The sequence below is a fragment of the Shewanella sp. SW32 genome (genome assembly GCF_025653365.1).
Classification (GTDB): Bacteria; Pseudomonadota; Gammaproteobacteria; order Enterobacterales; family Shewanellaceae; genus Shewanella; species Shewanella oncorhynchi.
This window is the reverse complement of sequence record NZ_JAKKSJ010000033.1, coordinates 1-14,396: the sequence shown is the minus strand read 5'-3', so window position 1 is coordinate 14,396 and position 14,396 is coordinate 1. Positions and strand designations below refer to the sequence as shown.

The 14,396-nt window shown below is 47.1% G+C and carries 9 protein-coding genes and 2 pseudogenes; 4 read left to right on the top strand and 7 right to left on the bottom strand.

Annotated elements, in window-relative coordinates; all coding sequences use genetic code 11:
* Window positions 1-42: 42 nt before the first annotated feature.
* Both L5M28_RS18070 and L5M28_RS18065 read right to left on the bottom strand, forming a co-directional pair.
* Window positions 43-1,689 (bottom strand): hypothetical protein, encoded by a 1,647-nt coding sequence (locus L5M28_RS18070; protein ID WP_263204117.1) that lies wholly within the window; start codon window positions 1,687-1,689, stop codon window positions 43-45.
* 191 nt (window positions 1,690-1,880) lie between these two features.
* Window positions 1,881-3,101 (bottom strand): threonine/serine exporter ThrE family protein, encoded by a 1,221-nt coding sequence (locus tag L5M28_RS18065; protein WP_105250515.1) that lies wholly within the window; start codon window positions 3,099-3,101, stop codon window positions 1,881-1,883.
* 157 nt (window positions 3,102-3,258) lie between these two features.
* Between L5M28_RS18065 and L5M28_RS18060 the strand changes: the two genes are divergently transcribed.
* The 3 genes from L5M28_RS18060 to gntR all read left to right on the top strand — a co-directional run bounded on the left by L5M28_RS18060 (window position 3,259) and on the right by gntR (window position 7,541).
* Window positions 3,259-3,669 (top strand): MAPEG family protein, encoded by a 411-nt coding sequence (locus L5M28_RS18060; RefSeq protein ID WP_263140982.1) that lies wholly within the window; start codon window positions 3,259-3,261, stop codon window positions 3,667-3,669.
* Window positions 3,670-3,884: 215 nt separating this feature from the next.
* Complete coding sequence (locus L5M28_RS18055) at window positions 3,885-6,320, top strand: YgiQ family radical SAM protein (protein WP_263204116.1); 2,436 nt, start codon at window positions 3,885-3,887, stop codon at window positions 6,318-6,320.
* Between the two features lie 222 nt (window positions 6,321-6,542).
* Window positions 6,543-7,541, top strand: a complete 999-nt coding sequence (gene gntR, locus L5M28_RS18050; RefSeq protein WP_113941439.1) for a gluconate operon transcriptional repressor GntR — start codon at window positions 6,543-6,545, stop codon at window positions 7,539-7,541.
* 53 nt (window positions 7,542-7,594) lie between these two features.
* Here gntR and gntU read toward each other — a convergent pair whose 3' ends face one another.
* Window positions 7,595-8,938 carry a gluconate transporter gene (gntU, locus tag L5M28_RS18045; RefSeq protein ID WP_105250511.1) on the bottom strand — a complete coding sequence of 448 codons (1,344 nt, stop codon included), beginning with the start codon at window positions 8,936-8,938 and terminating at the stop codon, window positions 7,595-7,597.
* A gap of 70 nt (window positions 8,939-9,008) precedes the next feature.
* On the opposite strand from gntU, the gene L5M28_RS18040 reads away from it, so the two are divergent.
* Window positions 9,009-9,584 (top strand): gluconokinase, encoded by a 576-nt coding sequence (locus tag L5M28_RS18040; RefSeq protein ID WP_411569184.1) that lies wholly within the window; start codon window positions 9,009-9,011, stop codon window positions 9,582-9,584.
* Between the two features lie 374 nt (window positions 9,585-9,958).
* Here L5M28_RS18040 and L5M28_RS18035 read toward each other — a convergent pair whose 3' ends face one another.
* The 4 genes and pseudogenes from L5M28_RS18035 to L5M28_RS18020 form a co-directional block, all read right to left on the bottom strand.
* Complete coding sequence (locus tag L5M28_RS18035) at window positions 9,959-11,113, bottom strand: porin (protein ID WP_263204114.1); 1,155 nt, start codon at window positions 11,111-11,113, stop codon at window positions 9,959-9,961.
* 124 nt (window positions 11,114-11,237) lie between these two features.
* Entirely contained in the window at window positions 11,238-12,557 is a 1,320-nt protein-coding gene (potE, locus tag L5M28_RS18030; protein ID WP_105250509.1) for a putrescine-ornithine antiporter, read from the bottom strand.
* An 86-nt stretch (window positions 12,558-12,643) separates the two neighbouring features.
* Window positions 12,644-14,146: pseudogene (gene speC / locus L5M28_RS18025) on the bottom strand (ornithine decarboxylase); the annotation flags it as partial.
* Between the two features lie 55 nt (window positions 14,147-14,201).
* Window positions 14,202-14,396: pseudogene (locus tag L5M28_RS18020) on the bottom strand (IS5/IS1182 family transposase); the annotation flags it as partial.

The following is a 14,396-nucleotide window of genomic DNA, read 5'->3' as shown; positions in this document are numbered from 1 at the left end:
CTTAAAAAGTACATAGTTCATACGATTATTATGTACCTTAGTTTAAAAACTGCTTTTCACTAGGAATCGCCATTCCCAGCTGTTTACTGACTCGCCGCCCGTATAAGGGAGTGAAAAATCAATATGGGCTACGTTGCCATAGCTGGATCGAGAGGAATAAATCCGCGCGCCTATGCCTATGCTACCCAGTGGTCCGCTGACTTCGTTATTCTCGGCGAGTTGGCCGCCGGAGGCTTGACCCAGATCGGCAAAGACTGCCCAGCCTAATTCAGCCAGTTGGTATAAGTTGATATTGGGGTAATTGCGTATCTCGGCGGTCAGTAACCACTGATTATCCCCTTGTTGGTATTCGTTTGGATAACCGCGCACGCCAGTTTCATCCCCTAATCCTTTTGTTAGATCCAGATAAGTGTTCTGTGAAAGGCTAGCCCAAGCTTTGCCATAAGCCGTCCACTTAGGATGAATTTGATAGAAGTATTCGGCTTGAATATCGACCTTATAAGTATCTTTTTGGGTGGTGCCGATAGTGCTTGTCCCCCCCATTTCTAACAGCCACAGTTGATCGTTAAACTTATACCCGCCAGTGCTTTGCCAGTTAACGTGGTAGCCTAAGGGATTGTTATCACCTATATCATTGGTTTCTATGCCGAATTGTACATAGTGATGCCAACCTAAGTTAAAGTCTTCATTGTTGGTGATCAGGTGAACATTATTCAGTACGTGGAAATCATCTTCGATAAACTCGTAGGCGACCCAAGGGTACATAAAGTCCCTGTCTTGAGGGAGCATGGAAGTAGGATAGCGCTCAGAATGGGCAAACTCGTGCTTGTCTTGGGTGACACCAGTAATAAAGCGAGAAAGGTGCCGACTGTTTTTATTAATTAACCAGGCATATTGCAGATTGAGATAGTCGACTGTGTGTGTGAACTCATTCACCTCTTGTCCATTTTGTCTGAGGGTATCTGTACGGTTATCGTCTAAAAACTCCGCCGAATACATGGTACTCGTATTGAGGGAATAGAAGGGCTTACTGACATAAACGTGTTTAGCTTGGCCGTCGCTATTGTCGTAGAACTCAGCGGCAACTGTGCCGTGCTCAATAATGCTGAGCGGCGCTTCGAAAGCAAATTTATAGCCATTCCGGGATTCATTAGATTGATATTTAAGTCGAGTGCGGATCCCAGTTCCAAGCAAGTTGTCTTCTTTGAGCCCGAAGGAGTAACGGGTGTCGCCACCTGAACTACTTAAACTCGCTGTCGGTAATAATGACCAATTATCCCAGGTCTCCACCACCACGGACTCAACGGATGGATCGACATCGGCTTGGGGATCTTTCTCGGCGATATAAATTTTGGCGTCGCGAATGTAAGGTACTGCGCGTAACAGGCGTTGGGATTCGTCGAGATCTTTTTGTGTAACAGTATCATTTTCGCTGAAGGTTAGATTATCGAGAACCACATATTCTTTGGTATTGATATGCAGGGCGTTAGCCCAGCGGTGAATGAAAAAAGCATCGGGATCTGACTCATCAAAAATGGGGTTGTTGACCACCACAATCTTGCTGACTTTTTGTTTTGTTTGATCTTGGTTTGCGGGATCGGCGAGCTTAGCCTCTTCTGCTTGGGCAACCCTGATTAGGTTGCCAACACAACAAGATAGGATGCATGCATACTGAAAAAATTTCTGCATAAAAGGCCACTCCCATGAAATCGACGACTGCAGCGAAAACAATTTCACGTTGCAATTCACAATTTAATAACACATGGAAAACGAGTGTTAGTCAAGGAAACATTTTAATAAGTTTCTTATTTTACTTAAGGTTAGCTTAAGACTATCTTGAGGTGGCGGCTGGGCGCGGGCTCCAGCCGGATTAGCGATTGTTACAGTGTACGCCTAGGTGGGACAGCGACGTTAGCAAAGATGAGCCCCGCAATCAGCGACATAAAAATCAGAAAGATTTGCGAGCCTATGTGCGACTGATTGAGCATGGTCTCACCTGAGATCAGTGCATTGAGTCCGATATAGGTTTTACTGCCGGGGACTAAGATCACTATTCCCTGCAACAGGGCGATGGAGGCTGGCGCCTTCATCCAGCGGGCGAAGAGGTTAGAATAAATTCCTACTGCCAAGGCACCAAAGAAGATCCCCACCGAATCACCAAAATAATGTCCGCCGAGCATGGCTGAGAAAAACGCCACTATCCCAGCCAATACGCCCCAAGGCGAATCTTGCATCCTTGCTTTGAAGATAAAAACCAGCGCCATAGATAGAATCGGAACCGCCGACCAAATTGCCCAGCGAGGTAAACCCTCAGGTTCTATGTGAATCGCTTCGCCGAACATAGCCTTACCGATTGCCATGCCGAGCACTGCACCAAAGTACAGCTTAAATAATTGCATGCTCGCATCCATGATGCGCGCCGTGCCAGAAATTAAATCCCGTGCGGCGAGTTCGGCTAAACCTAAGGTTAAGGCTAAGCCGGGAATAAAAATAATAATGGAGGAGAGGATCACTACTGGGATATTAATATTTGGATCGATACGCGCTATGCCACAGGCTGCGATAGCGCAAAGGATAGTGGCGAAGGGTTCGAGCACTTCTGCCATGCGGGCAGAGCGTTCGGCACGATATACCAAGCCATAGACGAATAAGCCTAATAATCCTGACCAAAATACATCGTTCCAACCCGTGCCCATCAGCATAGCGAAAGCGGCGGCAGAAGTTCCAAAAGAAAAGCAAGTTAATACAGGGCCATAGGGGTTGGGTTTATTGGCGATTTCTTCTAAGCGATCTAAGGCCTCGGCCAAAGTGCGTTTACCTGAGGTTAACTCATCGACCAATTCATCGGTGCGGGCGAGTGAACCTAAATCGAGTTCACCGGGCTTAACGCGAGCTGCATGGTTATATTCTTGATCGGTATCATGTTGCAAAACGAAGGTCATCGACGTTGGAGATATAAGGAAATAGCCTTCGATACCTAAGGTGCGAGCAACGGTTTGTAAGTGGGTTTCTAGACGATAAGCGGGTGTGCCAAACTTATGCAAGGCTTTGCCTAGCTTTATGATAAATCTGCGTTTTTCGATAAACTCGTCGTTATCCAATCGGGGTATTCACTGTATAAAAAGTTGTAGGGAATGACGCGCGCATATTAACCTATCTTGTCTATAAAAGGTTAATGGCTTTTAACCTTAATACAAATAAATTGCTGATTTTTTGCAGCTCGGGCTATAGTCAGCTTTTTGATAAGGGGAAATAGGCATGTCTTTGATGGTAACGGGTCTTTACGCTAGCCTCACAGGGCTATTAATTGTCGCTTTGGCTTATCGAGTAGTGAAATTAAGGCGAGGTCAGAAAATCGGCCTAGGGGATGGTGGTAACAGCGCCTTAGCTTTGGCTAATCGAGTGCATGTTAACCTGATCGAAAATGCGCCTATCGTATTGATTTTAATGCTGGTGGCCGAAGCGGGTGGCTTGCCTGCATTTTATTTACACTGTTTTGGGACTGTGTGGATAGTGGCGCGCTTACTCCATGCTATTGGCTTAACTCAAGGCCAAGGTGGTTACCATTTTGGTCGTTTTTGGGGCGTATTGCTCACTTGGCTAGTGATTATCAGTTTGGCGTTGGTGAATTTGCTGCATTTTGCTCAAGGTTTAGGAAAGGGTCTCTAGGCTCGCAGGTTTGGGCGGTCAATTCCGCCCTAAGCCATATCCATAGCGGATTTAGGGGTATTACGCTTCTGGCTCAAATACCCCTGAAAATGCCTCGATTGGTGTTTTTTTAATCGCATCTATCCTCCATTCCCTGCTATACTCCGCGTCCCTAAATTGGCGTAACTTATTTTCGTGGCGCCTTTATTTGACATTACGTTTTCGGGTCACAATCCATGCAAGTTGAATCCACACTCTTTAGTCATCCCAAGTATTGGGCCACGGGCGACAGCACTGCGCCTTTCTTACCTATGTCTCGCAAGGAGATGGATAAGCTTGGTTGGGATAGCTGTGACATCATCATAGTCACAGGCGACGCTTATGTGGATCACCCAAGCTTTGGCATGGCGGTGATCGGCCGTATGTTAGAGGCTCAAGGTTACCGAGTTGGGATTATTTCCCAGCCAGATTGGTCGAGCAAAGAAGCCTTTATGCAATTGGGCCGCCCGAATCTGTTTTTTGGCGTCACCGCCGGTAACATGGATTCGATGATTAACCGTTACACCGCCGACCGTCGTTTACGCTCCGATGATGCTTATACTGCGGGGGATATTGGTGGTAAGCGCCCAGATCGCGCCGTGACTGTGTACACCCAGCGTTGTAAAGAAGCCTTTAAAGATGTGCCTGTGATTATTGGTGGTATCGAAGCCAGTTTACGCCGCATCGCCCATTACGATTATTGGTCGGACAAAGTGCGTCGCAGTGTGATTTTCGATGCCAAGGCCGACATTTTGATGTACGGCAACGCCGAGCGTCCTTTAGTTGAAGTGGCACGCCGCTTAGCTGCCGGCGAACCCATTAGCTCGCTGCACGATGTGCGCGGCACAGCCGTTATCCGTAAAGAGCCGCTGCCCGAATGGCGCGGTATGGACTCGCGCAAGATTGACCAACTGCACAAGATAGAGCCGCTGCCGAATCCTTACGGCGCCGATGATGTGGGCTGTGCTAACTTGTCTGGCCCGTCGGATGTGAAGATATTCGATAACGAAGCACCTAAGCCTATTAGCGTTCAACCGCCTAAACCTAAGCCATGGGATAAAACCTATGTGCTGCTGCCAGCGTTTGAAAAAGTCTCTGAAGACAAATATTTATATGCCCATGCTTCACGGATTTTGCACCAAGAGCAAAACCCAGGTTGTGCCCGTGCGTTATTTCAACCCCATGGCGACCGCGCCGTTTGGGTGAATCCGCCCGCATGGCCGCTTAATACCGATGAGATGGATGCCGTATTCGATTTACCTTACCAGCGTATTCCTCATCCGATTTACGGCAAGGAAAAAATTCCTGCCTATGACATGATCAAGACGTCTATCAACATCATGCGTGGTTGCTTTGGTGGCTGTTCTTTCTGCTCGATTACCGAGCATGAAGGTCGAATCATTCAGAGTCGCTCACAAGAGTCGATTGTTAAAGAAATCAAAGATATTCAGGAAAAAGTGCCTGGCTTTACTGGGGTGATTTCCGATTTAGGTGGCCCAACCGCCAACATGTATCGTTTAGGTTGTACTAGCGAAAAGGCCGAAAAAACCTGTCGGCGTTTATCCTGTGTGTTCCCATCGATTTGCGGCCACTTAGGCACAGATCATAAACACACTATCGACCTGTACCGCGCGGCGCGTGCCGTCCCTGGCATCAAGAAAGTATTGATTGCCTCTGGCGTGCGTTACGACTTGGCGATCGAAGATCCGGCTTACGTTAAAGAGTTAGTGCAGCACCATGTGGGCGGCTACTTAAAAATCGCCCCTGAGCATACCGAAGAAGGTCCGCTCAGCAAGATGATGAAACCCGGCATGGGCGCCTACGATAAGTTTAAAGAATTGTTCGACAAGTTTTCTAAGGAAGCGGGTAAAGAGCAGTTCCTGATCCCTTACTTTATTTCGGCGCATCCAGGCACGACCGACGAAGACATGGTGAACTTAGCGCTGTGGTTGAAGGAGCGTAAGTTCAAGCTCGACCAAGTACAGAACTTTTATCCGTCACCGATGGCGAATGCGACCACGATTTATCATACCGAGTTAAACTCGCTGAAAAACGTCAAGCACACCAGCGAAGTGGTATCTGTGCCGAAGAAAGGGCGCCAACGTCGCTTGCACAAAGCATTGCTGCGTTATCACGATCCTGCGGGTTGGCCATTAATCCGTGAAGGCTTAACCGCCATGGGGCGTGAAGACTTGATCGGTAATAGTCCGCATCAGTTAGTGCCGCCAGAAGGTCGAAATGAGCGCGGACCTAAGTGGATGAAAGATGCTAACCAAGGCCAAAAAGCCTTTACGCGCTTCTCGGGCAATCAATTTGATGACCGCAAGGGCGATGGAAAATCTAAAGGTGCGGCGAAATGCGGCGCGCAAACTCAGGCTGGTGCTGAGTCAAAACCAGCAGCTAAAGGTGGAAAACCAGCAGCGAATGGCGCTAAGCCAACGGGATCTAAACCAACTGGCTCTAAACCTAGTGGAGTCCATTCGAGCCGTCCGGGAGCAAAAGCGCCCTTCGGCCAGTCTGGTTTTAAGGCCGGCGGCGCTCAAGCGAACAGCAGTGCTCAAGGCGGAAACCCATCAAAAACGGGTGGTAAACCTGCAGGAAAGCCCTCTCAGGGTCGCCAACAGGCTAAGTAACACTTTTCGCCATCACAAATAATGTTCAAAGGCCGCTCCAGATATGAGTTTGGAGTGGCCTAGCTAGCATGGTCATGCCGCTAAAATAGTCCTCAACTGGTATCGCTGGGCGAACTATTATAAGATCCCTGTCTGATGTTTATGTCTACTATTTGTTTATATTCGATATTTTAGCTATACATCTTACCCATATCCGCGGTTCGTTAACTAACATTAGATACTATGAATAAAAAGCGTAGACCCAGTCTTCAAGACGTTGCCGATCAAGTTGGGGTCACCAAAATGACGGTGAGTCGCTATTTAAAAAATCCAACAAGGGTGGCGCAAAGCACTCAAGAGAAGATTGCTGTCGCACTAGAAACCTTAGGTTATATTCCTAATCGCGCGCCGGAAATTTTAGCGCAAGCAACCAGTCGCGCTATTGGCGTGTTAGTGCCTTCGTTAACCAACCAAGTATTTGCTGAAGTGCTGCGCGGTATCGAGAATGTGACCGGCAAACGCGGTTATCAAACCATGCTGGCTCACTACGGGTATCAGGCCGAATTAGAAGAAGAGCGGGTGGCATCACTGCTCTCTTACAATATCGATGGCTTACTCTTGTCCGAAAGTTACCACACGCCGCGTACCGTGCGAATGATTGAAACGGCGGGCATTCCGGTCATCGAAATGATGGATAGCGTGTCGCCTTCTATTCAACAGTGTGTGGGTTTCGATAACACCGCGGCCGCATGCGAAATGGTTAAGGCCATGATTGCACAAGGCTATCGCCACATTGCCTACCTAGGCGCGCGCATGGATATTCGCACTCAGCTTAAGATGCGAGGCTACGAGTTAGCGATGCAGCAAGCTCAGCTTACACCTTTGGCGATGACCACAAATGAGGCCTCGTCGTTTTCGTTGGGGGCGTCGTTATTGCAACAAACATTAGCGAAATATCCCTATGTGGATAGCTTTTTCTGCACCAACGATGATTTGGCGGCGGGGGTGATATTTGAGTGTCAAAGACAAGGCATCAAGATCCCTGAACAAATTGGCGTTGCAGGGTTTCATGGCCATGATATTGGCCAATCTATGACGCCAAAATTGGCGAGCATTATTACGCCAAGAAAAGAGATTGGTCGAATTGCTGCCACTGAGCTATTAGACAGGCTAAATGGCAAAGAGATAGCAGAATCGGTTATCGATCTTGGCTATCGTATTGATTTAGGGGAAACACTGTAGACTTCCCCTCGTTCTTTCGCTTAACGACTTATGTTTATCATCACAGGTTATCGTTAGAGAAACGCAGAGATGATGACTGCAACTATGCCGCCCGTCGTGCCGATAATGGTCTCCATTACAGTCCAAGTTTGCAGTGTTTGTTTTTCTGACAATCCAAGAAAACGGTTAGCGAGCCAGAAGCCTGAGTCATTGACGTGTGAGAGCACAATCGAACCACCGCCAATGGCAATCGTAATTGCCGCCAATTGAGCACCATCTAAGTTTAGTGGTTCAAGTATTGGGATGATAAGGCCGCAAGCCGTTAACATGGCCACGGTTGCCGACCCTTGGATTACGCGCACCGAAGCCGACAAAATAAATGCCAGTATTACAATCGGTAATCCCGAACCTGCCAACATATTGCCTAATGCATCGCCGACACCCGAGTCAATCAGCACTTGCTTGAACACGCCGCCAGCACCGGTGACGAGAATAATGATCCCAGCAGGTTGTAACGCACTGCTACAGATTTCCATGATGCGCTCATTGGGAATATTGCGTCTCACGCCCAGTACATAGAATGCGATTAAACAGGCTAGCAAAATGGCGGTGAATGGATGACCTATCAAGGCGAGCCAATTATGCAGATCGGATTTTTCATCAATAAAGCGTGACACCACTGTCTTTAAACCGATAAGCAGCAGTGGGAACACCACAATACTGATTGATAGCGCAAATGAGGGGATTGGTCCACCTTCTCGTTCACCTTTTTCCTGCTGCTCGTGGGCAGGCAGCTCAACATGGACTTTTTGGGAGATGAGGCTGGCAAAGAGTGGGCCGCCTAGAATCATCGCCGGAATCGATGCCAATAAACCGAAGACTATCATGTAGCCAAAGTCGGCATTGAGCTGGGAAGCGACCAAAATAGGCCCCGGTGCAGGGATGAGAAATGCCTGACATGTGGCAATACCCGCGAGCAGTGAAATACCAATTTTAACGACGCTGCCGCCCCCTTTACGAACCACGGCAAAGGCGATGCCAATCAGCAGTACCACAGCAACGTCGAAGAAGAGGGGGAGCGCACAGATAAAGCCTGTAAAGGTCATGGCCCAGTGAGCTTTGTCGTTACCAAATTTATTCAGCAGTGTATGGGCTATCTGATCTAGCGCGCCAGTCTCTTCCATTACCCGGCCAAACATGGCTCCCAAAGCGACCACCACCGCAACAAAGCCCAGTGTTCCCCCCATACCTTGTTGAATTGTATTGGTAATATCAGCTGGGTTCATGCCAGAGAAAAGGCCGGCAATGATCGACACCAGTATCAGTGATACTACTGCATGTAATCTCACTTTCATCACTAAGAACAGTAGCAGGGCAATTGAACCCAGCGCTGTCAGAATCAATGACATATCAGACATAAGAGGACTTTTCCTTGTTAGTTAAGTTGTCCACATTTTTGTAGGTTACCGGTAACATGTTACCCGTAATATGGTAGAGTGGGAAGTGACTAAATTCGAGAATTGGCATGAGGTTAACAAAGTGACTGAGAGAAAAAAAGGCAATAGCTATGTGTTCATGGGCGTCTCTAGTTGTGGCAAATCTTCGATTGGTGCCGCGGTCGCAAAGGCGTTAGAGACGAAATTTATTGATGGTGATGATCTGCATCCTAGAGCCAATATTATCAAGATGAAATCTGGCTCACCGCTCAATGATAGCGATCGTGCTCCTTGGCTTGAGCGCATCAACGATGCTGTGTATAGCATTGAGCAAAAGGGTGAAGAGGGGGTTATTGTCTGCTCTGCACTGCGTCGTCAGTATCGTGACTTAATCCGTCAGAACAACAGCAAGCTGGTGTTCATTCATCTATATGGAGATTTTGAATTAGTCAAAGAACGCATGTTTGCCAGAAAAGCCCACTTTATGCCGATTGAGCTACTCAAGAGTCAGTTCGACACGCTGGAAATGCCCGCGACCGATGAAGCTGACGTTATCCAAGTGAGCATAGATGGCACTTTCGAAGAAGTCGTACAACGCTGTATTAATGCGATAAATGGCGAAGGGTAAGGTCAACGTTGGCCATTGAAGTCAAGCGCAAAGTCGTAATGCACATCGGCTTAAACCGCTCAATTTTTTAGAAAAAAAGCCACTCCAGAAACTAACTTGGAGTGGCGTAGAGATAATGGTAAGCCTGCGGTACCATCCAATGAGTGTTACGGCGAGTGTTTGTAGACGGAACGTGCGCCGCACCTCAGTCTCAAATAAGCTCACGCATATGAGCGATGACGCGAGCTGCCTATCCTGCTAAACATGATTTAACTCAACATGTGATTAGAACTGTCACTAAAGACTTATACTCAAAATCGTCCTGCTTCATGCGACTAAGGAATGCCAAAGTTGAATGAGCGCTTTAGCAACCTTGGTTAATATCCCCTTGAGCCTTAAAAGAAGTAATTAATCCCGACTGCGAAGCTGTTGTCTTCCTGTGCTTCGAGTGCAGGATCATCCATATCACTGAAATCTAGCTTCATCTCGGCAAACATCACAGTGTCGTTACTGTAGCGATAATGCAGTCCCAGCATGGCAAATTGGCGAGTCCATTTACCTTGGATAGGCGTAGTTGCATCTGTGTCTAAATCTAAATAACTGAGTACAACCATAGGCACAAAACCGTTGTCGAATTGATAGGCCGTCATCAACTCGGCACCAGTGGCGTCGTAGAGATCGCCGTTGACCAGTTCATTATTTTTACTTTTGTGAGCGTTAAAGCCCACATAGAGACCGTTGGCCTCACGTCCTTCGGCATAGTGATAGTAGTCACCATACATGGCACCAATGCCGACAATTTCATTGGTTTCATCGACTTGAGTATTGCCTAAGTGGCCTTCAAAATCACCGCGGTTAAAACCTGCGAGTAGCTTAAATTTATCGGTTACCGCATAAGTGATACTGGCGCCGTAGCTGCTGTCAAAACTCAGTTCTGAGTTGGTCATCTCGCTACCGTCATCGTTTTTTAGGCTGACATCACCATTGGTTTTGGCTGCATATTGCAGGGCGATTTGTACTGGGCCTAAATGATTACGGTAAATGAAGGCGGAATCGGCACGGCCTGTACCTGTGAGACTGCCATCACCGAAGGTGTAAGCGCCAACGCTGTAACCTGCAAATACGTTCGGTAAATCTGTAGTGCCTGCGACATCGTAATAGGCGCCCCATTGTTTACCGAAACTCAGGTTGCCCCATGTATCATGGGACATGCCAACATAACCTAAGCGGTTATAGAGAAAATCATCGGTTTTTTCGGCGGCGAGTTTGCCCCCTTGCATCACTAGCCCATCGTCGCTGGAGACCATGTTGATCCCCCATTCTGTGGTAGCGAAAGCGGTCCAGCCATTTTTCTCGCTGCGCTCGAAGCTGAATCTTAGGCGTGACGAGTCGTCGATAACTGAAGTATCGTGGCTGTCATTTAATGCTGCAAACCCTAACCAACCCGTTAAATCTAAGGTGTTTTTTTGATCTTTATAGAGTTCAACCGCCTGACTGCTGGTGGCCGTTAATAGCATAGGTAACACTAAAGCGAGACAAGTCTTATTCATAAATCCCCCGATAATGAGCAAGTATTCTCCAGGGGATCATAGGCTTGGCCTATGATCCCTGAGTTATCGTTAGTCTTGATGTGGATGTTGGTATTAATTGTTTCCGATCATGCGTTAGCCGTATTTAGGCTGGACGTGTGTCGGCAACAGGCGCTTGGTTTGAGATCACGCCGAAAATTGTCCAACCGAAGAAGGTGGCTATGGCGCCAAGCATCACTGCGGTTTCGCCTGAGCTGTACAGAGCGTAGAAGCTATATAACGCACCGATTACGGCGATCACGTTGGCAACGCGGGCTTTATTGATAGGCACTTTTTGCTGTCTTTGCATTATGCCAAGCGCGGCCATAGATAAGATATAAGGCACAATGTTGGTGACGACGGCGAGGTTAACGAGTGCTTCGAACTGCTTACTCAGTGATGGGCTAATGGTCATCAGTGATAATGCTGTTTGGATCGAGACGATAATAGTCATGCCCCAAATTGGCGCATCGGCTTTACTGACTTTAGAGAATATTTTAGGAAAAAATCCTTCATCAGCAGAGGCTTTAAACACTTGGGCAATAGTGAACTGCCAACCTAAGAGTGATCCAGTACAGGAGATAATGGCGCAGGCCATCACGATTTTACCGACTACTGGATTAAACATTTGTGCAAAGGCTAAACCGAATGGCGCATTCGACATGGCAAGCTCGGCATTTGGCACAATACCAGCAATGACGTTAGTGGAAACGATATAAATCACTGCTGCACCTAAGGTACCGCCCATCACGGCGATAGGTACGTTTTTTTCTGGGTTATCGACGGCTTCTGAGTTTGCACAGGCCGATTCTAAACCGAGGAACGCCCACAAAGTCATAGCGATAGAACCGCCTAACGCTTTGAAGAATGGCATATCATGCGGGTTCCATGCGCCTTTATAGAGGTCGATGTCAAACCAGAACCAACCAATTAAAGATACGCCAATCACTGGCAGAATAATCCCCCACACAGTCACGCTACTGACGCGACCCGTGATACGTGCACCACCGAAGTTAGCAATGGTTGCCAACCAAAGTACGCCAATGGTCGCAAGACAAATTGCCATCGGGCTTAAGTTAACTTCCAGCAACACGGCTGCGTAACCCACGGCAGAGATGGCAATCGCGACGTTGGCGATTAACAGCGAGACGGCATAGGTGTAGTTGGCCATAAAGTTGCCAGAACGGCCGAAGGCATACTCGGCATAACCGCCCATACCACCGGATTTTTTACTGAACATACCGCACTTAGCAAAGGCGAAGGCGAGGGCAGTTGACCCTGCTGCTGTTACTAACCAAGATAAAATGGAGATAGTACCGACTTGAGCTAATTGGGTTGGTAGCATAATAATGCCCGAACCCATCATGTTGACTATGGTGATAATAGTTAATTGGACGACGCCAATTTTATTTTCTGATTTACTCATACTAATAACCTAATTTAGGTGACTTATTATAGGAGGCATGAATTTGACTGCAGAGTGGGGTTAATAAACCCTGCAGTCAGTCTTCATTATTTATTTAGTACATAGCCCATTGCTTGAATTTTGCCGTCTGCGGTATTTTCGAGATAAACACCTTGCAGTTCTGGTGAGAATCCAGGTAATAGGTTGATGCCTTCTTCAAGGGCAAGGAAATAACGCTGAACAGAACCGCCCCATATTTCACCTGGCACCATACATAACACGCCTGGTGGGTAAGGGAGTGCGCCTTCTGCTGCAATTCTTCCTTCAATTTGCGAGAGTGGGACTAATTCTACTTTGCCACGAATAAACTCTAGGTTTGCTTCCTGCGGGTCCATCACTTTTGTAGGAAAATGCGCTTTACGGAACATTTCTTTCTGCAGTTGTTTTACGTCATGGCTGACATAAAGATTGTGCATTTCTTGGCAGAGTTGGCGGATAGAATAGTTTTTATAACGGGCTTTATTGGCGTTATAAACGTTAGGTAATACTTCAGATAATGGCGCATCTTCATCGACTAATTTCTCGAAACGAGATATTTGTGATACCAGATGTTGCATCTTGGCCATATCTTCCGCAGGTGTCATTAGGAATAAAATCGAATTCAAGTCGCACTTCTCTGGAATAATATTATTTTCCCGTAAGAAGTTAGCCAGAATAGTCGCTGGAATACCAAATTCGGTATATTTGCCTGTTTCAGCATCGATGCCCGGTGTTGTTAATAAGAACTTACAAGGGTCAACAAAGTATTGGCCTTTTTCATAACCTTCGAAGGAGTGCCATTTCTGACCAGGTTCGAATTCGAAGAAACGTAAGTCATCGGCCATTTGTTCGGTTTCATAGTCTTGCCATAGGCGGCCGTCGATCATTGTTGGCACGAATGGCTTGATATATTTACACTTTTTGAGCAATAGCTTACGTGCTTCGATACCCGCTTTTACCGCTTCGCGCCACAGATAACGACCGCTTGCGCCTTCATGCATTTTCGCGTTTACATCTAGCGCCGCAAATAAAGGATAGAAGGGACTGGTAGAGGCATGCATCATAAAGGCGTTGTTGAAGCGTTTATGGTTGCAATATCTATCTTGGCCTTTGATATGTTTATCTTTTTTATGGATTTGCGAGGTTTGTGAGAAACCCGCCTGCTGTTTATGTACCGACTGAGTCACGATAATGCCTGGATCTTCAGCAGTCAGTTCGAGCAAGAGTGGTGAGCAGTCATTCATCATAGGGATGAACTGTTCATAACCCACCCAAGCCGAGTCAAATAAGATGTAGTCACAAAGATGGCCAATTTTATCAATAACTTGTCGAGCATTGTAGATGGTGCCGTCATAGGTGCCGAGTTGGATTATCGCCAAGCGGAATGGGCGTTTTTCATCGGCTCTTTCTGGCGCGACTTCACGAATTTGCTCTCTTAAATAGGACTCTTGGAAACAGTGGGCATCAATGCCACCAATAAATCCGAAGGGATTACGTGCCGTTTCTAAATAAACAGGTGTAGCACCAGCTTGAATTAATGCGCCATGGTGGTTTGATTTGTGGTTATTGCGGGGCTTTGTTTCCTAAATCGAGTCAGCGAACAAAACTCTCATCATTGTTCAAATATCAAGCTACATAGTGGGTTTCAGGCATACCTAGCCCAGTAAGCTTGTTCAAAGCCCTAATCATCGCGTAAGCTTCTCCCACCTGAGCGTTATAATTCCGCATGCTCAACGTGCCTCCTAGCAGTTGTTTTATCCTGTACATGGCGGTTTCTGAGATTGAACGGCGATGATAACCATATCGTTTTTTCCACTGCTT

Coding starts and splice junctions, on each gene's coding strand:
- L5M28_RS18070 (WP_263204117.1), bottom strand. CDS start 1,689: ATGCAGAAATTTTTTCAGTATGCATGCATCCTATCTTGTTGTGTTGGC.
- L5M28_RS18040 (WP_411569184.1), top strand. CDS start 9,009: ATGGTAGAGTGGGAAGTGACTAAATTCGAGAATTGGCATGAGGTTAAC.
- gntR (WP_113941439.1), top strand. CDS start 6,543: ATGAATAAAAAGCGTAGACCCAGTCTTCAAGACGTTGCCGATCAAGTT.
- gntU (WP_105250511.1), bottom strand. CDS start 8,938: ATGTCTGATATGTCATTGATTCTGACAGCGCTGGGTTCAATTGCCCTG.
- potE (WP_105250509.1), bottom strand. CDS start 12,557: ATGAGTAAATCAGAAAATAAAATTGGCGTCGTCCAATTAACTATTATC.
- L5M28_RS18060 (WP_263140982.1), top strand. CDS start 3,259: ATGTCTTTGATGGTAACGGGTCTTTACGCTAGCCTCACAGGGCTATTA.
- L5M28_RS18055 (WP_263204116.1), top strand. CDS start 3,885: ATGCAAGTTGAATCCACACTCTTTAGTCATCCCAAGTATTGGGCCACG.
- L5M28_RS18035 (WP_263204114.1), bottom strand. CDS start 11,113: ATGAATAAGACTTGTCTCGCTTTAGTGTTACCTATGCTATTAACGGCC.